38 protein-coding genes are annotated in these 22,565 nt (G+C 47.6%); 1 reads left to right on the top strand and 37 read right to left on the bottom strand.

The window, feature by feature from the left end; genetic code table 11:
- Positions 1–75 precede the first annotated feature (75 nt).
- The 16 genes from EKN56_RS21135 to terL form a co-directional block, all read right to left on the bottom strand.
- Positions 76–1,218 carry a phage tail tape measure protein gene (locus EKN56_RS21135; RefSeq protein WP_246019978.1) on the bottom strand — a complete coding sequence of 381 codons (1,143 nt, stop codon included), beginning with the start codon at positions 1,216–1,218 and terminating at the stop codon, positions 76–78.
- The gene (locus EKN56_RS20880) at positions 1,219–1,362 is read right to left on the bottom strand and encodes a hypothetical protein (protein ID WP_168189614.1); all 144 of its coding nucleotides are present in this window, start codon (positions 1,360–1,362) and stop codon (positions 1,219–1,221) included.
- A 44-nt stretch (positions 1,363–1,406) separates the two neighbouring features.
- Positions 1,407–1,763: a hypothetical protein gene (locus EKN56_RS06020; RefSeq protein WP_130590976.1), complete on the bottom strand. Its 357-nt coding sequence runs from the start codon at positions 1,761–1,763 to the stop codon at positions 1,407–1,409.
- The gene (locus EKN56_RS06015) at positions 1,760–2,140 is read right to left on the bottom strand and encodes a phage tail protein (RefSeq protein WP_130590975.1); all 381 of its coding nucleotides are present in this window, start codon (positions 2,138–2,140) and stop codon (positions 1,760–1,762) included. Before EKN56_RS06015 ends, EKN56_RS06020 begins: the two co-directional genes overlap by 4 nt.
- Before the next feature lie 16 nt (positions 2,141–2,156).
- The gene (locus EKN56_RS06010; RefSeq protein ID WP_130590974.1) at positions 2,157–3,572 is read right to left on the bottom strand and encodes a phage tail sheath C-terminal domain-containing protein; all 1,416 of its coding nucleotides are present in this window, start codon (positions 3,570–3,572) and stop codon (positions 2,157–2,159) included.
- A complete protein-coding gene (locus EKN56_RS21015) occupies positions 3,569–3,811 on the bottom strand; it encodes a DUF2635 domain-containing protein (RefSeq protein WP_130590973.1) in 243 nt (80 codons plus the stop codon). Before EKN56_RS21015 ends, EKN56_RS06010 begins: the two co-directional genes overlap by 4 nt.
- Positions 3,792–4,457: a DUF1834 family protein gene (locus EKN56_RS06000; RefSeq protein WP_130590972.1), complete on the bottom strand. Its 666-nt coding sequence runs from the start codon at positions 4,455–4,457 to the stop codon at positions 3,792–3,794. The genes EKN56_RS21015 and EKN56_RS06000 overlap by 20 nt, the downstream gene beginning before the upstream one ends.
- The gene (locus tag EKN56_RS05995; RefSeq protein ID WP_130590971.1) at positions 4,454–4,885 is read right to left on the bottom strand and encodes a gp436 family protein; all 432 of its coding nucleotides are present in this window, start codon (positions 4,883–4,885) and stop codon (positions 4,454–4,456) included. Before EKN56_RS05995 ends, EKN56_RS06000 begins: the two co-directional genes overlap by 4 nt.
- Positions 4,885–5,313: an HI1506-related protein gene (locus tag EKN56_RS05990; protein ID WP_168189613.1), complete on the bottom strand. Its 429-nt coding sequence runs from the start codon at positions 5,311–5,313 to the stop codon at positions 4,885–4,887. Before EKN56_RS05990 ends, EKN56_RS05995 begins: the two co-directional genes overlap by 1 nt.
- Positions 5,314–5,319: 6 nt before the next feature.
- Entirely contained in the window at positions 5,320–6,228 is a 909-nt protein-coding gene (locus tag EKN56_RS05985; protein WP_130590970.1) for a Mu-like prophage major head subunit gpT family protein, read from the bottom strand.
- 39 nt (positions 6,229–6,267) lie between these two features.
- The gene (locus tag EKN56_RS05980; RefSeq protein WP_130590969.1) at positions 6,268–6,657 is read right to left on the bottom strand and encodes a hypothetical protein; all 390 of its coding nucleotides are present in this window, start codon (positions 6,655–6,657) and stop codon (positions 6,268–6,270) included.
- A 3-nt stretch (positions 6,658–6,660) separates the two neighbouring features.
- Positions 6,661–7,761 carry a phage protease gene (locus EKN56_RS05975; RefSeq protein WP_130590968.1) on the bottom strand — a complete coding sequence of 367 codons (1,101 nt, stop codon included), beginning with the start codon at positions 7,759–7,761 and terminating at the stop codon, positions 6,661–6,663.
- A 220-nt stretch (positions 7,762–7,981) separates the two neighbouring features.
- Positions 7,982–8,521 (bottom strand): phage virion morphogenesis protein, encoded by a 540-nt coding sequence (locus tag EKN56_RS05970; RefSeq protein WP_130590967.1) that lies wholly within the window; start codon positions 8,519–8,521, stop codon positions 7,982–7,984.
- A gap of 4 nt (positions 8,522–8,525) precedes the next feature.
- A complete protein-coding gene (locus tag EKN56_RS05965) occupies positions 8,526–9,683 on the bottom strand; it encodes a phage head morphogenesis protein (protein WP_130590966.1) in 1,158 nt (385 codons plus the stop codon).
- Positions 9,670–11,256, bottom strand: coding sequence for a DUF935 domain-containing protein (locus EKN56_RS05960; protein ID WP_130590965.1), 1,587 nt, complete (start codon positions 11,254–11,256; stop codon positions 9,670–9,672). Before EKN56_RS05960 ends, EKN56_RS05965 begins: the two co-directional genes overlap by 14 nt.
- Positions 11,257–11,258: 2 nt before the next feature.
- Positions 11,259–12,896, bottom strand: a complete 1,638-nt coding sequence (gene terL, locus EKN56_RS05955; RefSeq protein WP_130590964.1) for a phage terminase large subunit — start codon at positions 12,894–12,896, stop codon at positions 11,259–11,261.
- Positions 12,897–12,967: 71 nt separating this feature from the next.
- On the opposite strand from terL, the gene EKN56_RS05950 reads away from it, so the two are divergent.
- Positions 12,968–13,456: a hypothetical protein gene (locus EKN56_RS05950; RefSeq protein WP_130590963.1), complete on the top strand. Its 489-nt coding sequence runs from the start codon at positions 12,968–12,970 to the stop codon at positions 13,454–13,456.
- A 120-nt stretch (positions 13,457–13,576) separates the two neighbouring features.
- On the opposite strand, the gene EKN56_RS05945 is transcribed toward EKN56_RS05950, so the two are convergent.
- From EKN56_RS05945 to EKN56_RS05845, 21 genes are all read right to left on the bottom strand, one after another.
- Entirely contained in the window at positions 13,577–14,077 is a 501-nt protein-coding gene (locus EKN56_RS05945) for a DUF1804 family protein (protein WP_130590962.1), read from the bottom strand.
- Between the two features lie 171 nt (positions 14,078–14,248).
- Positions 14,249–14,653 carry a hypothetical protein gene (locus EKN56_RS20870; protein WP_142665279.1) on the bottom strand — a complete coding sequence of 135 codons (405 nt, stop codon included), beginning with the start codon at positions 14,651–14,653 and terminating at the stop codon, positions 14,249–14,251.
- The gene (locus EKN56_RS05935; protein WP_130590961.1) at positions 14,653–15,144 is read right to left on the bottom strand and encodes an NlpC/P60 family protein; all 492 of its coding nucleotides are present in this window, start codon (positions 15,142–15,144) and stop codon (positions 14,653–14,655) included. Before EKN56_RS05935 ends, EKN56_RS20870 begins: the two co-directional genes overlap by 1 nt.
- Positions 15,141–15,428 carry a phage holin family protein gene (locus tag EKN56_RS05930; protein ID WP_130590960.1) on the bottom strand — a complete coding sequence of 96 codons (288 nt, stop codon included), beginning with the start codon at positions 15,426–15,428 and terminating at the stop codon, positions 15,141–15,143. Before EKN56_RS05930 ends, EKN56_RS05935 begins: the two co-directional genes overlap by 4 nt.
- The gene (locus EKN56_RS05925; RefSeq protein ID WP_130590959.1) at positions 15,428–15,835 is read right to left on the bottom strand and encodes a putative holin; all 408 of its coding nucleotides are present in this window, start codon (positions 15,833–15,835) and stop codon (positions 15,428–15,430) included. The genes EKN56_RS05930 and EKN56_RS05925 overlap by 1 nt, the downstream gene beginning before the upstream one ends.
- Before the next feature lie 163 nt (positions 15,836–15,998).
- A complete protein-coding gene (locus EKN56_RS05920; RefSeq protein ID WP_246019976.1) occupies positions 15,999–16,388 on the bottom strand; it encodes a hypothetical protein in 390 nt (129 codons plus the stop codon).
- A gap of 12 nt (positions 16,389–16,400) precedes the next feature.
- Positions 16,401–16,859 carry a Mor transcription activator family protein gene (locus EKN56_RS05915; protein WP_130590958.1) on the bottom strand — a complete coding sequence of 153 codons (459 nt, stop codon included), beginning with the start codon at positions 16,857–16,859 and terminating at the stop codon, positions 16,401–16,403.
- Positions 16,856–17,266, bottom strand: a complete 411-nt coding sequence (locus EKN56_RS05910; protein ID WP_185955865.1) for a regulatory protein GemA — start codon at positions 17,264–17,266, stop codon at positions 16,856–16,858. The genes EKN56_RS05915 and EKN56_RS05910 overlap by 4 nt, the downstream gene beginning before the upstream one ends.
- A complete protein-coding gene (locus EKN56_RS05905; protein WP_130590956.1) occupies positions 17,259–17,480 on the bottom strand; it encodes a hypothetical protein in 222 nt (73 codons plus the stop codon). The genes EKN56_RS05910 and EKN56_RS05905 overlap by 8 nt, the downstream gene beginning before the upstream one ends.
- Positions 17,477–17,854, bottom strand: a complete 378-nt coding sequence (locus EKN56_RS05900; protein ID WP_130590955.1) for a hypothetical protein — start codon at positions 17,852–17,854, stop codon at positions 17,477–17,479. The genes EKN56_RS05905 and EKN56_RS05900 overlap by 4 nt, the downstream gene beginning before the upstream one ends.
- Positions 17,851–18,234 (bottom strand): hypothetical protein, encoded by a 384-nt coding sequence (locus tag EKN56_RS05895; protein ID WP_130590954.1) that lies wholly within the window; start codon positions 18,232–18,234, stop codon positions 17,851–17,853. Before EKN56_RS05895 ends, EKN56_RS05900 begins: the two co-directional genes overlap by 4 nt.
- Positions 18,235–18,253: 19 nt before the next feature.
- Positions 18,254–18,496: a hypothetical protein gene (locus EKN56_RS05890; protein WP_130590953.1), complete on the bottom strand. Its 243-nt coding sequence runs from the start codon at positions 18,494–18,496 to the stop codon at positions 18,254–18,256.
- Between the two features lie 15 nt (positions 18,497–18,511).
- Positions 18,512–18,886 (bottom strand): hypothetical protein, encoded by a 375-nt coding sequence (locus tag EKN56_RS21010; protein WP_185955866.1) that lies wholly within the window; start codon positions 18,884–18,886, stop codon positions 18,512–18,514.
- A complete protein-coding gene (locus tag EKN56_RS05880) occupies positions 18,883–19,104 on the bottom strand; it encodes a hypothetical protein (protein WP_130590952.1) in 222 nt (73 codons plus the stop codon). The genes EKN56_RS21010 and EKN56_RS05880 overlap by 4 nt, the downstream gene beginning before the upstream one ends.
- The gene (locus EKN56_RS05875) at positions 19,095–19,478 is read right to left on the bottom strand and encodes a DUF4406 domain-containing protein (protein WP_130590951.1); all 384 of its coding nucleotides are present in this window, start codon (positions 19,476–19,478) and stop codon (positions 19,095–19,097) included. Before EKN56_RS05875 ends, EKN56_RS05880 begins: the two co-directional genes overlap by 10 nt.
- Positions 19,475–19,954, bottom strand: coding sequence for an ANR family transcriptional regulator (locus EKN56_RS05870; protein WP_130590950.1), 480 nt, complete (start codon positions 19,952–19,954; stop codon positions 19,475–19,477). Before EKN56_RS05870 ends, EKN56_RS05875 begins: the two co-directional genes overlap by 4 nt.
- The gene (locus EKN56_RS05865) at positions 19,947–20,255 is read right to left on the bottom strand and encodes a Lar family restriction alleviation protein (RefSeq protein WP_130590949.1); all 309 of its coding nucleotides are present in this window, start codon (positions 20,253–20,255) and stop codon (positions 19,947–19,949) included. The genes EKN56_RS05870 and EKN56_RS05865 overlap by 8 nt, the downstream gene beginning before the upstream one ends.
- Before the next feature lie 79 nt (positions 20,256–20,334).
- Positions 20,335–20,526 carry a hypothetical protein gene (locus EKN56_RS05860; RefSeq protein WP_130590948.1) on the bottom strand — a complete coding sequence of 64 codons (192 nt, stop codon included), beginning with the start codon at positions 20,524–20,526 and terminating at the stop codon, positions 20,335–20,337.
- Between the two features lies 1 nt (position 20,527).
- The gene (locus tag EKN56_RS05855) at positions 20,528–21,160 is read right to left on the bottom strand and encodes a DUF3164 family protein (protein ID WP_228723150.1); all 633 of its coding nucleotides are present in this window, start codon (positions 21,158–21,160) and stop codon (positions 20,528–20,530) included.
- A 9-nt stretch (positions 21,161–21,169) separates the two neighbouring features.
- The gene (locus EKN56_RS05850) at positions 21,170–21,370 is read right to left on the bottom strand and encodes a hypothetical protein (protein WP_130590947.1); all 201 of its coding nucleotides are present in this window, start codon (positions 21,368–21,370) and stop codon (positions 21,170–21,172) included.
- Between the two features lie 296 nt (positions 21,371–21,666).
- Complete coding sequence (locus tag EKN56_RS05845) at positions 21,667–22,557, bottom strand: AAA family ATPase (RefSeq protein ID WP_228723149.1); 891 nt, start codon at positions 22,555–22,557, stop codon at positions 21,667–21,669.
- Between the last annotated feature and the right edge of the window lie 8 nt (positions 22,558–22,565).

Below are 22,565 nucleotides of genomic sequence, written 5' to 3'. Positions count from 1 at the left end.
TGGCTAAGCGCGCTTTTAGTTTTTGGAATTCTTTATCCTGGGAAACGGTCGTATCAATGATACGAGAGAAAGCCTCTATCGGGTCAATACCATGCTCACGGGCTTGCGCCAGAGTCTTAGGTAAATCAATACCTTTACCGTTAACCTTAACTTTTTTAGCCGCACGGGCAGCGTCGGCGCTGTTAATTTTAGCCAGCAGGTTAACAACATGAGGCCTGCCTCATCACTGGAACCGGCAGTGATACCGGACATTTCATTAAGCGCCAGAATCTTACCGAAGTCATCAATACCACTCATACCCGTAGCGCGGGCCGCTGCCATTTGAGGTGCCAAATGTTTGGCCATGTCTTTCAGTTCGAAGTTTCCTGCTTTACCAGCAGCTATAGCCATATTAATGGCGGTTGGAATTTCCTCATCAGATAATCCAAATGACTGTTTGGCTTTTACAGCCAATGTAGCTAAATCATTAGCTGATGCCTTGGAACCGGTGGCATTCTTCATAATATCGGGCAGCCACTTATTCGCGGTGTCATAGCCCACTGCGCCTGATGCCAGCATGGTATTCATTGCATCAGCAGCATCCTCTTTTGTTCCTCCTCCTGCGGTGACCGCCGCTCTAATCGATGCAGCTAACTTTTTACGCCCCGCGACACGGCCAGCCATATCCTCATTACTAAATGCCGTATTGGTCATATAGGAAAGAGAGCGTTCATAAGTCATCTGATTTGAGATTGGTTTGGCAATGACCGCTGCACCGGCAGCTAAACCGCCCGCTAAACTCATTGCGTTTCCACCCCAACGTTTAAGATTTCCCATCCGTTGAGCGGCACGGCCCACACCCTGCATTTCGCTTTTTAACTCACGGACGCGTTGTTTCATACTGCCGTATGCACGTTCCTGCTCGCGAGCAGACATCACACCACTTTTAGCCAGGCGATTATAACTGGCGATAGTTTGGGCGATTTCTCGTTGAATGGTTTGTTCGGAGCGGATACCAAGATTTTCGCGTGCTTTTGCAGCACGGCGAAACTCTTCAGCAGCAGTACGGGTAGAACGGACAGATTGTTCAGCAGTTTTCTTCTGGACATTACCCGCTTTCGCGGCCGCTTTTTCAGCGTCAGTGACCGCTTTCGTGGTGCCCTTAATGGCCGTGCTCAGTTGTTTTGATGCCTGGTCATCGGCCGTTAGCGTCATGGAGGCTTTAAAATCACCGGACATCTATTTATTCCTCTTCTTTTTAGGCCGCTTCTGACGCATTGATTTCAGTTTACGGACAGCGGTTTTATCCGCCGGTGGTTTCTTCCCGTTTAGTACACCCAGCACCGCGATAAAACCATCTAACTCAGTACGGGTCATATTCATGACCCGTTCCTCAGACAATCCGCAGCGACCTAATGCCAGAACCGCTATACGGAGTCCGGCGAGGCTGGATTCCCGCCGTTGCGCTTTACCTTAAGACGAGCAATCGCGGACTGAAACTCATCGTAATCGTCTTCCGTTAGCTCCTCCATGAACAAGGCCGGTGTGATATCTTCTTTCGGAATATCGCCCAGGCTAACGATAGCAGACGACAGAACCGCCTGACGGTAGAAGGTATTTGCCGTATAACCTTCAATCTGGCCATACGCCTCTTCGGTTTGTTCTAATGCACTACTGGTATCTCGCATCACCGGTAGACGGATTTCAAACTCATAATGAAGCGTATCATTATAAAGAATGCCGTTTTTCAGACGGCCACTCTCGGTTTTCTTGTTTTCGGTCATGACTCATACACCTTACGCATTGCCGACATTTTGATGTCGATCTTGGCTTCGTTATCGACGGTATACTTACGCCCGACTTCAGACGTGAAACAGTCCAGATAAGAGTACCGTTGACCACCGCTACCACTGAGTGGGGTGATAGTAATTTTCACACCTTCCAGATTTTCCCAGTCAATATCACCATCCAGCGGTACCACGGCGGAAATATCCAGATCATACGTTGCAATACCCCGCGAAAATCCCTTTGCCACGCCTTTACTGTTCATGGTTTTAACGATTTTCTTACCGGTATTAATCTGTTCGCCCAGGTCAGTTATCTCAACCTCCCGGCTATCGACGTCCATCACAATGGAGCCGATATACTCTTCAATAGCCATTTTTTATCTCCCTGGGTTACAGGTATAAATCGATGCGGGACGCAATAACATGCAGCCCGTTAACCACATCACTCGGAATAACGCAGTCGTAACGGCTGACATCCTGACCATTTTCCTGCACGATGAGGTAACCTTTATTGGCCTCCACATTTTCGATAATCTCTGCATCTTCTAATTTCAGCAGCACATCGTAGAGTTCAGACCAGACACGAGCACGCGTGCGGTTTGTCTTTTTACTGTTCGGGAACCGTAATCCCAGACGGGTATTACAGGATGTACGGACATAATCCAGCGTTCTGATAGTGGTAATATCCAGTAACGCCGGGTCTGCTATACCCGCAGGGTTAACGGTATAGGTACTGATGGCGCGAACAATCTGCACCGCGTTGCCCGGACCAACCTGAATGGGTGTCAGGCCGTTATACAGCACCATTTCTTGCTCGTTACGACTGATACGGTCTTCCAGCGCCACCACATCCATACCGACGATTTCAACGTTATCGAAGGGCTGAGCGGGGTCTTCTTCAGCGGCCAGAACGGCAGCGTAAGCCGATGCCAGGATGGCCGGTAGTTTTTCAGAACCGCGATACCAGGGCATACTGATACGGCCATCATCGACCGAACTGGCAAGGGTAATGCCGGTACCTGACGTACCTGTCCACCCGGCACAACCGACTGCACCACGCTGCTCCATCGCGCTACCGGTGGAAGTCAGATGGTCACTAAGCGCATTCAATGCCGTTTCGGTACTGAACGGACAGGCCAGAACGTGATGACCGGCAGCAAAAACGGCATCCAACGCCGGTTGAATATCCGGGTCCAGTTCGCCACCCGTCATTGCGGTCACTGTCAGCGTTAATCCGGTGGCGGTTGTGACGGCTCGCAGTTGAATATCATTACCCCATGCGCCTTTGGTTTTACACGTCAGGGTGATGGTATCGGTTGCCAGTGCGGCGGATACTAACAGGTCGGTCTTTTGCGTTAACGCGGTGACTAGGGCACTGCTAACCGTTGCTGCCGTTGATGCATTATCAATGCTGATATCCACGCGTTCGCCGGATACCCACACGCTCAGGGTACCGCTTTTCGTTGCCGTACCAGTGATTTTAAGGGTGCCGGTAGCGGCCTGGCCTGCGCCATCATTTGGCAAACCAATCACATCTAATTGCAGATAGGCATTTGCCTTGATGGCCGCTCGCGTCATGATGTGCGCCAGAGAACCGGCACCGAAGTATTTCTCTGCTTCAACGTCAGAGAATACCGGTACCGGCTTTAATGACGGGACACTACCTGAAACCAGCATGGGGGCGATAACTAACATTCGCTGAGGATTACCGGGCAGTGTATTCACCGCCGTTCGGGTATTGAACTCAGTGTATACACCCGGTTTACGAATGCTGTTTTTAATGGTATCGAAATCAATCTGGGTCATTTTGCTTTTCCTCGGTTTACCGTAGGCGTTGATTCCTCGTGAGTGGGTTCACCGGGCACTGGCTCGTTGACCGTCTTGGTAGACTCCGGCTGGCAGAGAACCAAATCACCATCTTTCACTGCCCGGCGGTAATATGCGGAACTCTCCACGGGTACCGGCTCGGTGGTGATGTACTTTTTAGGATTATGCTCCAGCGGGATTTTTAACCCGGCGCGAGCCTTAACCAGTAGCGTTGTCATCCTGCTCTCCTAATTTGATATTGCCTAACACGTCAGCACTGGTGTCTGTTCCTGGCTGATGATAGCGAGTACCAATGCTCGTTAAATCCGGGTCAGGGTCAGATAGACGACCGTGATAAGTATTAAATGGTGCATCCTGGTCGTTGGGGTCATCAGTACGTAATGGCCATTTACCATTTTCCAGCGCGTTCTCCATCCAGTAGGTGTCAAACTCACACGCATAAACGGAATAGCCCCGGTCACGGGTTGCGGTGTTAAACAAGGTTTTCACCCGACCAGGCATAAACTCCTTAACCGCAAGTCCCAAGTCCTGACCGATGAGGAGCCGACGAACAGACTGCACCAGAAGGTTACTGCCAACTTCGTTTTTATTGACTCCACCCTGACGGGTAGAGGCTTCGCTGCGGGGGTTATAATCACCCACCACCACGACAAACCGGCCATGTGTTTTATACTTCTGGTGCGATGTTCCCGACGGTTCAGTTTTTGTAATACCGCCAAACGTCACCCAGATAGCCGGGAAGACGCTGACGATACGGCCAACATCATCGTCCAGCTCACCGGCATAACTGGCGACTTCCCGGACCATCTTACCCAGACCCGCCTGTAGTCGGGCAACCAACGCTGTTTCAATATCCGTAATCAAAATGCGCCGCCCCCCGTAGAATCACGCCCAAACTGGCGAGAACCAGAGTAGATTTTCACCTGAGACGAACCCTGAATAACGGAACCCGTATCAGTACGTCCCAGGCTAATCTTGCCGCTGGCGACCTGAACCAGGAAACGGATGGCATCGTCGTATCGCAACTTAATCTCATCCGATAAAATCCGTTCCGCACTGGCAAGTTGATAACGGGCGATATCACAGCATCGCCCGACTAAAATGCGCGGTGCATCCGGCCAGGGCGTGGCGTAACGACCAACAAGATAACCATCAATTTCTGCACTGGCACGCGATAGCGCATTATCCATGACGCTCTGGTCAATCTCGCCGGTGTGACTGTGATCGGTGAGCGAAATACATTCGCGCTCACCGAACGTTGTCACCATGTCATCTCCGGTTGCGTAGCTCATTACTTCGCCTTAGCGCCCGGTTTGTCGGACTCTGGTGTTTTTAATGCTGTCAGTTCAGCATTAAGCCGTGCTATCTCAGCTTCAGCATCGGTGAGAGCTTTAGTACCGGCAACCAGTTGGGCTTGCAGGTCATTATTTTCACGCAATGCATCAGCCAGTTTTTGCGTCAGCTCATCGTTCTTAGACTGACCATCCAGAACGTCTTGATAAAGCGCCTGTACATTGGCATTCAGTTCAGCTAACTCATCGTTTTTGGCGTTGTTGGTTGGCTCGGTAATATGCACAATCAACATCGGCTCATTCTGAAGCCGTTCAAGTTCATCTTTGGTGAACCGATCTAACGGGTAGGAGGTTGTCGTCTCGCTGTGAGCAATACCACAGCGGCGGAATCCTTCACGTTTACTGGTAATTTGAATAACTTTTTCCATGACTGATTACGCCTCTGTTCCGGTTGAACCATACGCGAGCTGCCATAAGCCATAACCACCCGCCGCACGCGCTTCAACGCCAAACTTCAGCAATTTACGCATGAACACATCGTCCGAATTTTCGTCGGTCTGTTCTACGGATTGCGGCGCTTTACGCTCCTGGTAGATAAACGGCATCAGCGGTTTACTGGTATCCAGCAGGTACCAGGCGGTGTCTGATGTCAATCGCGGTTCGACAACCACTTCACAAGCACCTTTATAGATATTGGCTTTACCATCTTCTAAACGGTCGACCGTCATTAATGCTTTTGCCGTATCCTCAAGGGCCACAGGGACTAACAAAATATTAGGGCGAACGTTCAGCGCGCGGCCATCGTCATCCTTTACCTTTTGCATTTGGGTGCGAGCTGCACCAAATGATGCTTTTGCTGCGGCCAGGCTATCAATGGACAGCGCTTTCGTGCTGCGGTTGGAGAAGGTCCCGGCACCCATAGGATGGTCAGTATCAAAGAAATACTGGCCGTCGTAACACAGGCTGTTAAAGGCGGTATTCACCAAACCGAAAACGATATCATCAGGAAGCTGTGCCCCTGATTCACCGGCTGATTTGGCTTGTAGTGCATATTGGCCCGTCTGATCATCTTCGAGATCGTTACGGTCAACCTGGATGGTCGCCTCCCAGTCTTCGTTGACAACCGTGTATTTAAACGCGGCCAGCGCTTTAAGCACTTTATCGCCGACCCATTTGCGCATACCAGGGAAATTCGACAGCCAACTGTAATCATTCACCTTACCGCTGGACGGGACTTTCATGGCAATTTTTTGCCACTGGGTTGGTGCGCTCTTTAGCGCATTTTGAAACGTCGTTTTCAGATTCAAAAAGAAAACGGCGATATTTTTCTTGTTCACGATCATTTGATTGTTCCTTAAAAATTGAGCGGTTGACGCGAAGGTTTACGCAATCAGCACCCACACCCCATCGGGATTGACTTCAAAAACCTTACCGGCAACCGGGTGTCCGGTCGCGGTCGCCGTGGCAGTAACGCTATTGAGCAGATAACAGGACTTGCCGATTAATGCCCCGGTGACGGGTGCAGCACTGTCATTCGCCAGGAAAAACAATTTGCCACGCATGACCACTACAGCCCGCTCACCGGCCGTACCGGTACTGTTATCAACGGTTTCGTGTGCCATACCAATAGCGGTGGTATTAGCGTCGCCACCTTCGGTAGCAAATCCGGAGGACTTAACACACACGATATTACCGGCGTGAATGAGTGCTCCGGCATCAACAGGAACGGCGATAAGAACGCCGTCTTTAATCCAGGTATTTCTGTCGCCCATTGGTTATTCCCCCTGTAGCAACTTGGCGATTTCGGCCGGGTCATTACCGAACTGATTACAGATAGCCAGTTGCTCCGCATCCAGTTCGGTCATAATCAGGTTCTTTTTATCCACGTCCGGTTTAGTCTGGGTATCAGACTGTTGTCCGGTTAGTGCGGCAATCTTGGGCGCTTTATCTAAAAAGCTTTTCAGACTATCGACACTTTTGTTACCCAGGTCTTTTGCCCAGGCTTCCTGGACAGGCAGGAGACGGCCGTCAGACAAGGCGGCGGTAACCAGACCATCAACGATACTTTCGGTGGAGGTAATGGACACCGCCGCCAGTTTGGCTTGCAAGTCGTTAACAACTTCAATCGGCGCGTGCTTTTCCGGGTCGTAAGCTGTTGCAGTCAGCGCCACAATCTGCTCGTCTTTTTGCGTCAGCAGCGCTAACAGACCAACACTGGTCGCCGCCATACCCTGACCCGCAGAGACGGCATCAATAATTTTTTGCAGTTCCGCCACAATATCTTCGGCGGTTGCGGTTGCTGGTAAATTCAGCGTCCAGCGCAATGATTGCAGCAGGTTCGCCAGTAGTTCTTCATCCACGGTGATGTTCTCCGGTGAAGTTGATAAGGATGCCAGACGACTGGCTGCGGCTAACATCACCTCATCCATTCCATCCAGCGCGGGGGTGTTAGTTAAAGCCGCGTGCAACAGGCGCACGACTTCGCCTTTTTTGTTGTATAAAAAAGTGGGGGAGATAAAACGGTATTCACCGTTATCAATCATGGTGGCGGCTGTTTTTGTCCAGGTGACGTTAATGGCATACAAACCATCATCGCGCCATTCCAGCGCGTTATACCAACCGGCGGCCGGTGCAGGTTGTCCGTTAGTGACGGTACGTAATGTTTGATGTTCATAATCAATCACGAACGGGTTTGTTGATGAGGCCACCTGCTCAATCAGTACGGACGCCAGTTCAGCCGTTAACGTCCATTGACCACTTTCAACATTGTGGGGACGGCCGTCTACCGCTGCAAATTCACCCGCCGGAAAAAGCTGGATCTCATTCGCAGTAGCCTGATTAATTTTAAGGGTGAGTGCTGCAATACGTATTTTCATACCGCAAAAATAGCGATATTACACAGCAACGAGCGGGTGACAGGGTTCAGCGATAAGTGGAATATCAGGAGAAAATAAATAATGAATATGGGGTAATGATACAACCGCTGTTAAACCCCTTTTAAAAACGTTTAAAAGCGATTTAAACAAACGCAGTGCAACCATGATACAGAAAAAACGAAGAAACGCACCAGAGAGATTACAGCGCATTTTCACCTGCTCAGTCAACCAGCCCTCTAAAGTACCGCTGTGCCGTTTCTTTCATTTTATCTATATCACTATCAATCAACTGTAAAAATGGTCGTGCTGGCATACTGACCGTATACGCACCAACATGAGCGTTCTGCACAAAGTTAGACTGGCGTTTCGGGACAAACCGATTCCCGACTTCTCCCGACTTAGATTGTTTATAATACAGTGACGTGGTCCGGGCTTTCTGCCTAATATCGCCGCCCTGATTGTGAATCCTGGCGTACTTAACATTGGTACCCACAACAGAGCGGTCATTATCATGGATACCGCGAATACTGGCCGCCAGTCGCCCTGACTTTTGCAGTATCATTCCGCCTTCACGCTTTTTAGCATAAGCGGGAGACCATCCCAGCCAGGCCGGACGACCCTGTTGTTTAAAGTTTTCCTCTACCGCATCCAACATATCCCCGGTTAACTGACCCATCAGCTCACGGCGGTTACGGGTACCTTCCAGTAATTTAGCCAGGGATTTTTCATACAGGGAAACATCGATTTTTAAATGAAACATCGGGTTATTTCCCCGGCTCCGGACTGTTAACGCGGGTGAAATCCATCAGCAGATTATTGATGACGGTTGCAACATCCCACTGGTTTCCATTTTTCCGGTAAAACTTAACGTCGGTACCGGTGCTTATCACCTGGTCTGGTTCATCAATAACAGACTGAACCCAAATGTAATCGGCCCGTGTCATGTCCTGAGCAGCAAATTGCTGCATCTGTGGTGCTGCTACCGTAACAGTTTGCTGCTGCATACCGGTGACTTTCATTTGTTCCGGGGAGAGTACGCCGACGGGGTACTGCTGTTGTGGAGCCAGTGATGAAACGTTATTGAGTCCTCTGGCAAAATCCGGACCGGCTAACGAACGGGAAACATACTGGCGAGCGGGTTGGTAATCATACTTTTCTAAATTAGGTTGCCAGGCCACCTTACCAGGATTAAACCCAAAACCCGGATCGGGAACATACACCTTGTTACTGGTCAGTCGTAGCCCGGTTGACTGGATAGTGGTATTACCATAGGGTTGCTCGACCTCAACCAGGCGGTCATCACTGGACTGAACCGTTAGATTATACTGCGTTACATCTGCCTCTGAACGCGCTCTGACTCGGCCACGACAGCCGAAACCGCCAGGTGGGTAGAGAAAGTTCCAGACAGGATCATCATAACGCGCAGTAAACCCATGAACGGCTGTACATGAGGCGCGGGTACGATTATCCATGACCTCTACGCGTTCCCAGTATGGACGATTTGCAACATCCCCCATCTGCTGAACATAGCGACCCGCGTTATAGTTAGTGGCATTGTTGGTATCAAAAATGGTTTTCAAACGCCGAGGGGTAAGCTGCTTACCTTGCAGTTCTCCCGTCTCCGGGTCGGAGACCAGCCCTTTACCTATCCAGCCTTTTTGTTCCAGGGTAGGTAACAGGTTCTTTTTAAACTCTTCGTAGGTTTCACCGTTTTTTAACGACTCATTTAATGCTGTTTCAATATCCTCTAAAACATCCAGCTTCATGACACCAGCAACGGTGAACGCACGGGCATGTGCATCAGCTTCAACATCATGCCAGTTAAAACCAATGACATACCCCTTACTTTCAAAATACTGGATAGCCTCTTCGGGTTTTAACGTAAATGCATATCCCAGTTCAGCCGCATTAAGTGTTGGCATTGAGCCGCCCCCAGATATCAACAACAAAAAATGCCTGGCTGAGAACCTGACGTAATGTTGAATCATCCAGCGCCGGGTAGCTGGCCGCAATAATATTCATGGCTTCGTCAGCGCTTTTACCTGCACTTAACGCCTCAATCATAGGGGTGAGTAATTCGCTCATCGCCTGGTTAATCTGTTCAGCCGGTAATGGGGCGTTCTCCATCGTTATCATGGCGGGGTCGTCATTCTCTGATACCGGAGAGTTCAGCGCGGCCAGTTTTAAAATGGACTGATTCAGTGCGGTCGGGATAGGTGTCATGGTCACCCGTGGCTTTAATACCGGTTCGCCGTTTTTCGCCGCCGGGATACCGGTTTTTTTCCTCACCCATGAAACCGGAATATCGTCCATGCCAACATCATTAACCAATGTCGCCACGCTATCCGCAAAATCAGACAGGTCAATTTCTTCATGCGTATCAAATACCAGTCGAGGTAAACGGCGGTAACTGATATCACCATAACCATTTAATGCCGCCAGCATGGATATCAGGCTCTTAAACATGCCTTCTAACTGGCGAGCATCCGATGTCATCAGGTCATGGCGCACTTCGTTATGAACATTTCCTAATGCATTGGTGGAGCTTTTACCATCGGCCTGAGTCGTGAGTGTGCTACCCAATACCACTTTAGAAACCGTGCGTTCAGCCCAGTCAATCATCGCCTGGAATGGCTCACTCCCTCCGGATGCCGCGCTTTCAAACTTGATTTCATTTCCCTGCGGGAGTGCGGCTACCGCGTCATGGCCTAAACGAACCAGGGCATTTAATATCTTATCCCGGTCTTCATCACTGGTACCCTGAGCATAATACGCGATGCGAGCCGGTAGACCATAAATCTCCAGGAATTCAGCCAGGTCACGTAACGCAAAGTTTTTAAACAGGTATGGCCAGACTAATACCCGGAATAATCCGGAAGAGCCAATAAACCCGGAGCGAGCGTTATGACGATGAACCAGCCAGCCAAACGGCCATAACTCGCTACCACTCTGGCCGTTCTGGTAGGTACCATCATCCAGTACGATTTTATCCCCGTCCTCTGGTCGAGTATTGAACCAGTAATGAGGACGTAGCATGAGCGACTCAGGCACCCAGATTTTTTCCTGCATTTCCCAGGCGATTTCCTGACACGAAAATCCATAACCAATTGCGGTCATACCATTTAAAATAACGTCTTCCAGATTGGGTATGCCTTTAATCCATTCGCTGACGGCGGCCGCCAGATTCTTTTCTTCCGCTGTGGCGTTCTCCGGAGGCTCAATGGAATAATCTAACGTCAGCAGGACGTTTTTACGCTTCTCCATTTCCGCAAACAAATGGCCGTCACGCTCTTCCATATCGCCGAATAGACAGGCTTGCGCCGTTAAATTGCCTTGTTCCGCCTGTTGTAAAATACGCGGCAGCTTGCGGATATTTAATCCACGGGACGGATGATCGGGATAGACTCGCGAAATATCGGCGGTCTTCACCGTTTGTTGGGTTTTCAGCGTCTCTGATTTTAACGGACGCCCATACTGATCTACGATTTGTGGCATTGTTACCACGCTCCTCTGTCAAATCGTCCGGCATCGTTATCACGGCTACGGTTCGGTGTATGAATTTCAAATTTGGCGGCACGAGAAACGGCCAGAGACCACAGCATATGAAGCGCATCCGGACCGTCATCATGATCGGCTTTAGGAAAATGACGTAACTGGTCAATCAGCGTTTGCTGTGAAGGGTGTAATCGAATGAGACCGTTGGCCATATGAGGCTGCAATGATTCTATGCGCAACAATTTATCGGTACTGGGGATAACCGGGATTGCCGGAACCGGAATACCACGCTCGGCTGAACGCTGGACTAATACGGTTCTTAAAAATTCCTGAAACTGAACGGATTCAAATGACCAGGCCAGACAATGATATTGCCCCTGGTACCGGATAATATCTTCAATGATTTTATCCGGTAGACGGCGACGAATGTCTGCTTCAACAACATCCAGAATACCGGTGTAACGATTGAAACCACCCACAAGTAACGCGGAAGGGTCACGACTTGCACCGGCTTTACCCAGACTGGGGTCACAGGCACCATAAAATATCCACTCATTCAGACGATTAACCCAAAAATTAATACAGCCGGTAAATATGGCATCTTCACCACTTACCGGGTCGTTTTGATATTCTGAATCAAACGTAGAGTGACCATCCCGTGCCCGGATGAGCATCAGCGCCAATAGTGGTCGGGCATCCCAGGACACTACCGCACCTTCGAGCATTTCAACTTCATTATCCTGGTAATACTGCTCCGCTGCTTCCGGTTGCCGGTTACGGATCAACTCTTCCCAGGTATCCCAGAGTTTCATATTGACCGGCCAGCGAACTATCGCCTTGAATCTGGCTATCGTCCACAATGGATTATTCAGGGTACGAGAGAGGACAGAATCGTAGTGCAGAATGGTACCGATATAGACAATATCCGTTTTGCCTCCGGCTTCACCCAGTGGCATTACCGTCTTCGTTAACCAGTTTTGTAACTTATCTCGCTGGTCCGGATTACGAACTAATTCGTCATTCTCTATATCATCCAGGATAACCAGATCTGGTCGATATGGGCCGTGCCGTAATCCCCGGAGTTTCTTACCGCTACCGGCTACTGTCACCTTAATATTATTACGGGTGACAACGGTCCCCATTTGCCAGACTCGGCCCTGACCACAAATATCAGGATAATCCAGCTTTAACCGGGGGTTAAATTCCAGTTCTGCTTTGATGGCTTCCAGCATGGGGTAAGCCTGGTCAATAGAATCCATTATGATGACCGGGTAATGCTTGGACCCGATAATAATATTCCACAGCGTAAATAGCTGGCTGACCAGTGTCGATTTAGCTTCACCACGCGGTGCAGCTATCGCGTCGCTTTCGCCTTTAGCGCTTGCCACAATCTGGGGGAGACGTTTAAACAGATAGCGGTGTAATTCACTCTGCGAATCATGACGAATATAATGTGGGAAATAAGTCTGAACAAAGAAAGCAAAACCATTTTCCTTATCGATAACTCTGGCACGGCGTTCAACAGAGACCTCTGCATCAGTGTCAAAACCAATGCATTCAGCTTCGATAGTCTGACGCAGACTGGTGGCGTATTCGACCAGACCTTTTTTGAACTCCCTGATAGAGAACTTCTTGCTCATAACTTCAGACACCTACAAAATGAAACTCAAAATATCAGATACTGTTTTCATATCTAAAAAAGGATATTAAATTGGACGATAAACATTATTCATTACTCAATCTTCTGGTTGAAAAACAAACCGGTACTCTGTTAGATAACCACACCCAACGCCTCCCAATAAATGGTATGCAGGTACTGTCTTATTTATGGCCACTAAATCAATGCTTCAAAAACAGATTTCACCAAATAAAAACTGTTCGTTATCGTAAGCAGTTTGAAAGAGAAGCGGATACCGCTATTAAAAACTTTATTTTTCATGATTCTGACTGGTCAGAATATCCCCTGATTGTCTGGCGTATTCTTCTTGAGCGCCTGATTCAATCCCATATCCTCTGCATAGCGAATGAGAAGGCTAACAATACCGTTATGTATATGCCTACCGGGTTATCGCCATCAGCAAAGACAAAGTTTTCAGTTTTGTTTTTAATGTACAAAATGAAGCTCCCGTACCCAGTGAGTAATGAAACAACGTTTGATATTGATGCTGTTTTTCCGGAGACAACAGACAACCTTCATTAAATAACTTACGGTGCGTACGTTGATATATATTCATAAAAACAACCTGGTAAACCACCCTAAAAAAATGATTACTATCCCGGAGAATAGCTCCGGGCTTAATCTGCCTGAGTCTGATTAATGTCACCCAAAGGACTTCCCTATTTTTTCACCAAAAGGTTCTAACACTTCAGCAAAAGCCGAAAGATGTTGAGGGTAATTCTCTGAAATAAACGTACCCAACAGTTGAACAACTTCCAGGGCTGTTGCTAATCGGTCCGTCTCCGGTAATACACGGCGACTGGCTGCCGTAGCCTTACTGAATGCATCTGCAATACTGGTTAACAGTTCTACACTTTGTTCCGGAGGCAAGTCGGGATTGCTATTAATGCGTTCAATCACACTCTGGAACTTAATCACCAGACTGGTTAATACGGTCCGGGTAATATCTTCCAGTGTTCCACCGGCAATGGTGTGAGCTGTACGGAGCTTTTCCCAATCATCGCCCTTAGCCAACGCCTGAGCTTTCCAACGTCTAACCGTGTCAAAGGGTACGCCGCAGTCAGCCGACACTTGTTCAAGTGTTAGTTGATTAAAAATGTACTTGTGTCTTACGCTTTCCCTGATTTCCTGCGGCCATGCCATGTGTTCTATTCCTCACACTCAACCGGTAATACTACCGACCTGTCTGCGGCAGGGTCTTGCCGCTGTTTTTCAATTTGCCTGATTAATGCTCTCTCGCAATTTACCCGTGTAATAACGCCGTATAACACCACGTTTAACTCCAGCGATTCACCCCAGGTTAATGCACCCGGTTCACTTCCCGGTTGCGGTGGCAATATTGGTGCTGTCAGATTTGCAGGAAGTGGTGTGTATGGCGGCGCGGCCCCGTCCTGAGATATCCCACAACTGGCGAGCAGCATCACTATTAATATGCTCGCTGGCACATGGCTGAGTTTTAACTTTTTCTCGAATTTCAATTTTTACCCGCTCCGTTTTGATCTCGCCTGATAACGCTGATAATCCTGCCAGCGCTGAAAATTCCGCTTCCCGATTGAATTGTTTTGCCTGTGCTGTCTGTGCAGCCTTTGCCGCATCCCGTTCGCGTGTTACCTGCTGCACTTCATCCGCCAGTCGTTGTGACTGTCTGAAAAAGGTAAACGCCGCCAGCGCCAGTAAAACAAACGCGCCAATAAGCAATAAGTAGCGATACGACGACATCACGACTCCCGTGTTGAGTTCGCAGCGTTAAGCTGCGGTAATGGTCCGCCAACAGGCAACGGTTCATCCGTAGGCCATCGGTACTCTTCCACACGGTTACGTGAAAATGCCGCGATATTGACCGCATCGTTTTGATTACCGCCCAATAACAACAGATCGCCATTGCTATTCTGGCCTACAACAAACGCCACATGACCGCCTCCAGTGCGGCTAAGGACTGCAATAGCGCCTACAGCAGGTTGTTGCAGTTTAACGCCCCAGCTTAAATAGGATTTGGCCGATTCGAATCGGCTTGACTTAATACCAGAGTGTTCCAGTACGGCACCGACGAAAGCGGCGCACCAGGGCGTTTCATCATCTTTGATACCGCTACGCTTAATATCCCGCCAGAACTGGACGATTTCAGGCGCATGTTTAGTGCCTTTAATTTCACGTAACCCCAGAAATTGACGAGCCAGAGTTAACCAGCGCGGCTCAGTTTGCTTAGTCATTTCACACCTCTGCGACGTGTTTTAAATAGCTCTGAAATATTGCCTTTAGCTGAGTAAATAGCGATACACAGCACCAAATTCAGCACAGTCTCCGCCCAGTCGATATAGACATATTGTTTAAATACGATACGAACAATCACAACAAAGCAGGCAACGGCTAAAAAATAGGAAAGGTAAGCCCGTGTCGGATTATGTTTTTTATTACCACGGCGAAACGTCATTAAACGAATGATTATCAGCGCACAAATAACAACGTTAATGGCTAACAATGGGTTATCAAACATCACTCTTCTCCCTCATTATTGCTATCGCGTTTTTTAAACCAGAATCGGCTCCATATTGATTCGCCGTCTCGTGATGGCTTGCTAAATGACATTAGGACCCGAACGGCGGATGCGGACGTGATTGCTGCACCAAATGATTGAGGTATGGTCACATCGCGCAAAGGTACACTAAGAACAACAGTCAGTATTTTTGCCGCCACATCAGCACCAAATACACCGAGTGCGATTGAGACTAAAAATAGAATAATGCGTTGCCAAACGGGGAAGTCGATAGCGGTTGCCATGAATACCGCTGCGCCTGCAAATGAGGCGATAATGACGCTGGGGTCTAGTCCGGCTAAATATCCTGGAACGGCTACCCCTAATAATAAGCCTCCGCTTACTACAGCACTGGTTGGCTCAGCCATAAAAAAAACTCCATAGTTTCAGTATGGAGTTATCATGGGGGATTACTATTTAATGAAGCGGTGGAAGGGGTTCAGCGCTTTCTAATTTATCTTACAAGATTGGATATTGACTTAACCAAGAACAATGTTCAATAGGATTTAATTAACCAGTAGTAACCTAACATCAGTGCCCTTTATTGTTAATATCATTCAATTTAGACATTAATTGGATGCCAGCATGAACTTTTTCCCATACTTTTGCATTATCTGTTGGATGTATTTTACTACAATCAACAGATTCATTTCCCGCATCACCGAAGTCAGCGTTTTTATTCGTCAATAAAATTAACTTTCGCCACGCACAACCACTAATAGGGTCTTTGGGTATATAACCGTTAGCGCCTTCTTTACCCCAACCATTCATGTAAGAGTAAGCTAAATTCCTCTGACTAATATAATCTCCGGCAAGTGCTTTAGGTAGTAATGATAGTACACCAGGATATTCCTCAGCGCTGATTGCATGACTTGAAAATGAAGCAACAACAATAGTTGCAAGTATCAATTTTTTAATCATGGATTATTCACCTTAAAATAAATTCTGTTGATGATTACTGCTATCCGCATTGTGTTGATGTATCAACTTCCAGCCCTGACGGTCGCTAATATTAAACTCAGGGCAGAGTCGAGCCATTGCCTGGCGAGTTGATAACCCTTTATCCAGATTTTCAGCAATGGCCGCAACAAATCTAGCGTCTCGCAATTTCCGGAATGCTACATCACAACGAGGAATATAAAACTGATCGCCGCCCAGATAATCAATCAATTTTTTTAATTCATCATCATTGAGTACATCACGCAACATAGTATGGACACCACCGCTACGCTCTTTAGCCAGGCCCGTTTTCGCTGACAGCGTAACACCACCAAAACGGCTAATCAAACGTGCAGTGGCGGCATAACCAAGGATTAATACTAATGACTTCGCAGACTCAGGTAATAGCGACTCTAACCGTTCCAGTTCGTCACGATTGAATGATAGCTTCATGATGTTCTCCGGCCATGACGTTTAGCATCAATAATCAATGCCTGCATCAGTTTGGTTAATTCTGCTGTGGTCAGCCATTCAATAGCCTGCCGTTTAAACATATGAACGGCCATGCTCTCTGCATACTGCCAGGGGCGATCAGCCTCTGATAACAGGGCTTCAATCTTTCCCTGAATCGCCTTTCGGCTCATGGCCACATTAGGTGTACGACCATGTTTTTTTGATGATTTACGCGGGAACCATTGTCCGTGCATGTACTCTTTAATGTTCTCCAGCTCTTCCAGGGTACATTTTGTGGCACTGGTTTTACCTCCCGTTATACGGGCGATAACGGAGCGATAAGTCGAATCATCCCATTTTAGATAGGTCTGACCGGCTTTAACCCCGCTAATTAGTTTTTTAGTCATGATGCTCATTCCAGCTCCCCCTTAACTCTTGAATACCGCGACAGAGTTCAGATAATTCTCTGGCAAAAAAATCGAGGTCGCTTTCCATACCATTATCCAGCCCATCCCAGTCACAAGACATTTCAGTAAGTGACTTAACCATGCGGTCTAATCTTGTTAACTGGCGTTTGGATAGTTTCAAATGCTCGTAATAAGGATTATCTAGCAATTTCATATATCAGCCTCCAGTTTTGCTTTAGCCGTTCGTATACGTGCTTTACAGTTGGTTTCCTCGCGTTTTAATTTTTCCAGTCCTTCTCGGTGGGACTTAATCTCTAGCCTTAAACTGGTTAACTCCCAGGCTATAATGGCTTCTTTTTTTGCGACAGAATTAATCCAGTCGAATGGATCGACTACGGCCTTACAACGTCGGCACGTGACAGAACGCTGATGTTCATTAATTTCAATGCGTTCATGACGACAATAAACTTCACCTTTTTTAGCTTTAGAAACATTCAACATCTCTTTGATATCAGCGTTTTCATTAAAGCGTTTCGTAAAGGCTAGAACATTGTCAGAGTTGTCTGGATATTCGGTTTCGTTACTCATTCAACCTCCAGACGGGCGTGACCGGTCACATCCGTTAAATTTAGTGCGCGACAATCACGGGTAAACCAACAGACTGCCTCGCCTTTAAACGCAGCCTGACAGCCTTCAGGTAAAGTGTTGCCACAATGCTGACACTTACCCAAACGGGCTTCCTGACGCTCTAACCGCGCAAGTTCACACAAAAGTAATAAAGATATGCAATCGTTACGGGAATAAGGTTCCCGCCCAGGATTACGTCGAACACGTATAATTTCCAGTGCCTGGAATTCACGGTCACACAGCACAGTTTCAAGCCGATGCTCTCCGAACCGTTTGGCCTGGTTTGCCCTTTGGCGGCGTTTACGCTCCGCGTTCTGTTGTTTTTTCTTCAGATTAGTCATTGTTCCAATCCCACCATTATTAAGCGCAACGAATAGAAAACTGGGTAATATTGATGCTGTACAAAAACGCGGCAGCTCTGTCCAACGTTGTCCAGGTCTTGTAGTCTCCACGCCGTTCGCGCAGGTAATACGACACACCACAGTTGCGGTTGATTGCGAACAGGTGATATAGTCCGTTAAAGCGCTGGACCACAAATTCATCAATCCCGCCGCTTTCCACCAGTTGTCTAAATCCTGCCATTCCTACTAATTCATTTTTCATACAGCACCAATCCGATTACTTTGGTTCACCAAATGTATTCATTTGGTTAAGGTGTTCCGCACAATGCGAACAAATACCCGTACCTTTAAGGCGATTAACCTGCACCCAATAACAAGGCGAACCAGCTTCATCAATGCAGGCGCGCAGATCATCACACCCACAAACGGTACAGGTAGCAACGTCCAGTGGTGACAACTTCGATACGGTTACACCACCAATTCGGCCACGAACTTTAACGACAACTTTACCTTTCGCTGTTTTCCATGCCTCAGAATCAGTCACCACAATCTCACCGTCGGGAATTCCAGGATTGGGATAATAAGTAAACGGCGTTCCTATGGGATAAAGCAGGTTAAAACGCCTTTCCGGCATATCGCGTAGTAAACTCATGGATGGATCCCCCGTTTTGTCTTGTACAGTTCAACAGCCTTTTTCAGTTCCTGCTTAAGGCTGGCTTTATTGATGGCATAGCCACGAGAGTCATAGAAGCGAAGTTGTGATTTCTTCGGGTATGCCGGATACTCTATGGCGACGGATTTGTTGGTCATGGTATAAATCCGTTTTGCACCATCTTGCTGGTACTCACAGCCGGTTACGCTTAATAACATATTGAATTCTCCACTTTTGCCTCACGCGCAACCGCGTTAAAATGGCGGCTACTCTCTACGGCGGCTTTTAGCGCCACGTTTGATTCATACATAAAAAGCAGTTCTAAGCGTTTAGCCTTAATAAATTCCTGCTTTGCACCTTTGCTGTTATCCCATCCATCAAGCAGAAACATCACATCCGCCTCTTCAAGCATTGCTAACGTGATTTTCATGTACTGTTCATGAGCTAAACCATCGGGAAGAACGGCAGGATTAAGAACAACAAACCCTTGTTCCTCTAGCACTTCAGCCAATGAGTTAAAGGTTGTGCGATTAAAATCGGCTATTCCGGTCATTGGTCCGGAAATAAATACAACAGGCTTTTTATCGCTCATGCTGTGCCTCCGTTATTCAAATTTGACCAGCCACGATCAACTGCCGCCTGACAGTAATTCGCACGGCGGCGACAATAATCAGCATTGATATCTAATGCTGCTAAACCGGCTGCTTTCATCCACAGTTTGATGGCCTCAAAAAAATCATCGTTTTTCTCCAGCTCCGTCGCCTGAACCGCGATGTAGATAAAACGGCGTTCGATTGATTCAACCAATACCGGTACGGCATTTCGATAACTCGCAGGATCGCGGTGATACTTTTTAACTTTCTTCGGCGAACCAAGAGCCAACTGGTAGCTGCGACGCTTGCCTTTCCAGCCTTTGACGATTAATCCCTGCGCTACGTCATACTGTAAAAGCGATGCCACGCAATCCACCGGAATACCGGTATACTGAAATAACTCGTAACCAGTAGACTCGCCGAATATCCGTAACGACTGGCGTAAAGATTCTGTTTTAGATAAATTCTCAACCATTGGCAGGTACCTCTTCTAATCGACTATTCCAGCAGTTGATTGCAGAATTAAACGCTTGCTCATGAGCGCAGCGACATTCTTCCTTACTATTAAAACGGAAAGTATTAGGTTCAAAATTACCTGGAATAGATGCGCCACAACACTGGCATTCAACGCTGTAGTAAGGCGTCCATGAATTATCAACAGTTAATTCATCTGACGCGCAAAATGGACATGGCAACAGAGATGCATCGACACCATGTTGATACTCACCGTGTGCTGCAATATCTCCAGGTTCGTTACCATAAATAAATAATTTCATATAAAACCTCCTGTTTTAGGCGTAACGCCGCCCCGGCGGGTTTACGCCATATTTAAAGAGTTATTAATAAGTTTTTAAATTAACCCGCTGGAGTCAGCGTCTCTATTTTTACCCAATGTGGTTCACAGTTTATTTCGACTACTGTGGAATCCGTTAAATCTCTTGCAATATCAAGCGTTCGGACAGCACGACCACCACGCAAGATTTTATTAGGTTGATAAATAAAGCCCGAACCAACAGGATATTTCTTATTAAATTCCTGAGCGGCCATATCACACCGCTGCAATATCTAATGGGATCGCAATTAATTTGCCATCAGCTGCTTTTTCACGAAAATTAATATAAGTTTTTGACGTTGCTATCAGTAGAGAGTCCGCAATTGCATCCATAGCCTGTAACCAACGTTCATCATCAATCTTGATACGACGTAGCGACAGAATGCGGCCAGTGTTCAATTGACCTTCTTTATCAACGGCAAACGCATCTGTAACCAGAGCGCGTAGGTTAGCGTTCGCACCCTCTGACCATTCGTGCAAACACTCATCGATAATCTCTTTCGCAACCTGTAATTCCGGCCCAAACACTAAAGTGTCTTGAACTTTTATCTGAATTTGCTGAGAGCCATCATAAGAGGAAAACGTGACGTTCCCCTTAACCCCGCCCATCTGACGGTTATATTTCTCAGCCACTAAATCTAACCAGGCATAACAATCGGAGAAGGCTGATGTTTTGAAATCCATTAATTGCACCTGGATTTTTTTAGCAGCAGCAATCTGAGCACGGACAAATGCATCCATTTCTAAATCGTAGGCTGGTACTTGAGAGATAAGAACAAGGCGTTGCTTACGGTCCATCATATAGCCTTCAGGAATGGCAACGACCGGAATACTGGTTTTTTCTGACATAATAAACTCCTATTGAATGATTTTTGCGTCTATCAGTTGATATGTCCCACTCGATAACTGCTGAAAAAGATATTCACAGTGGGCTTGTGATTTGTTGATTAAGTTAAGTTCTAACTTGTTGATATCCTCCGTTCCGCCCTGGCGGTACTTCACCATGACTGCGCCTGTTTCTTCATCACAAATGACCTCGATTTCCAGGACTCCGGCCACGTTTCCTCCTCAATGTAACGACTCCGACCACACGACCTTACAGCCGTCCAGAATGAAAATACCCTGTTTGAAATGCCCACAGGGCCACAACCAAATGAGACAAACTGAGCGCGACCATCGCGTACCATTTGGTCACAGTACGAACAACGAGCTACTCGAATAACAGGAGAGCCACCATTCAGCATGACATTTTTGATGGTCACGCCGTTTTCGCTCAGTGATTCCATCACCAATTTCATACGAATGACCGCAGAAATTAACGCTTCATTACTTAAATAAACTTGCATAGCAACCTCTTAATTAATCAGCATTTCTGACATCTTACGTACTGCTTCAGTACTGACAGTTTCGCCGCTAATCAGACTATGACGGTGAACACCACGCAGTAGTTTGAATAACCGCCGTGCATTACCGCGAGAGGCGTTAAACAGTTCATCACTGACGGCAGGCTCTGCGGCATCGGGTAGGACGCTAACGGCGATATCGTTGATATCATTACGCGGCAGTACATCACCCAGAGGTAGTGCGAAGGCCACGCGACTGTAGAGCTGCTTATATTCACCTCGCTTTCCCTTCAGGTTGATAATCAGACGAGGCATCCCCGCCAGCACGACACCAATACCGGCTTTATCGTGAATACGGCGAATCATTTCCAGCGCCCGATAGGGCAGGTTTTCAGCTTCGTCAATCAACAGCAGACGACCGGAATCACGCAATGCGTTAACACAGGAATCACTCAGCTCATGAATGTTGCCACGGCGGTTTAGTCCTAATTTAGAGCACAGCTCTTCCAGCACTACGCGAGCGGTATAACCAGGGTCAGCCTCAATCAGCACTGCATCGCGGTTCTCGGCAGCGTACTGGCGCATAATCATGGTTTTTCCCATACCGGCATCACCATAGATAACGTTGATTTCACCGTCCAGGTGAGCCATACGAATCACCTCCAGCGCCCGGCGTGCGGTAACTGTTGGCACGAAACAAGCGCACAACTTCTGAGAACGTGATTTTTCAGTCTCACGATTCAGAAACTGGCGAAGGTCTTCCTCCAACGCGGCGATATTGCCCTGATATTTATCCTGCAAATATTGGTTAATCACGGCGGGTGATTTGCCAATCGCACGCGCTATTTGAGACTGAGACCAGCCCTTAGCGCTCATTAATTCAGATAATTCATTTTTAATCATGGTGTTAC

The sequence above is a fragment of the Limnobaculum zhutongyuii genome (assembly GCF_004295645.1).
Taxonomy (GTDB): Bacteria; Pseudomonadota; Gammaproteobacteria; order Enterobacterales; family Enterobacteriaceae; genus Limnobaculum; species Limnobaculum zhutongyuii.
Note: the sequence above shows the minus strand (reverse complement) of the source record. Positions and strands in the feature narration are given on the sequence as shown.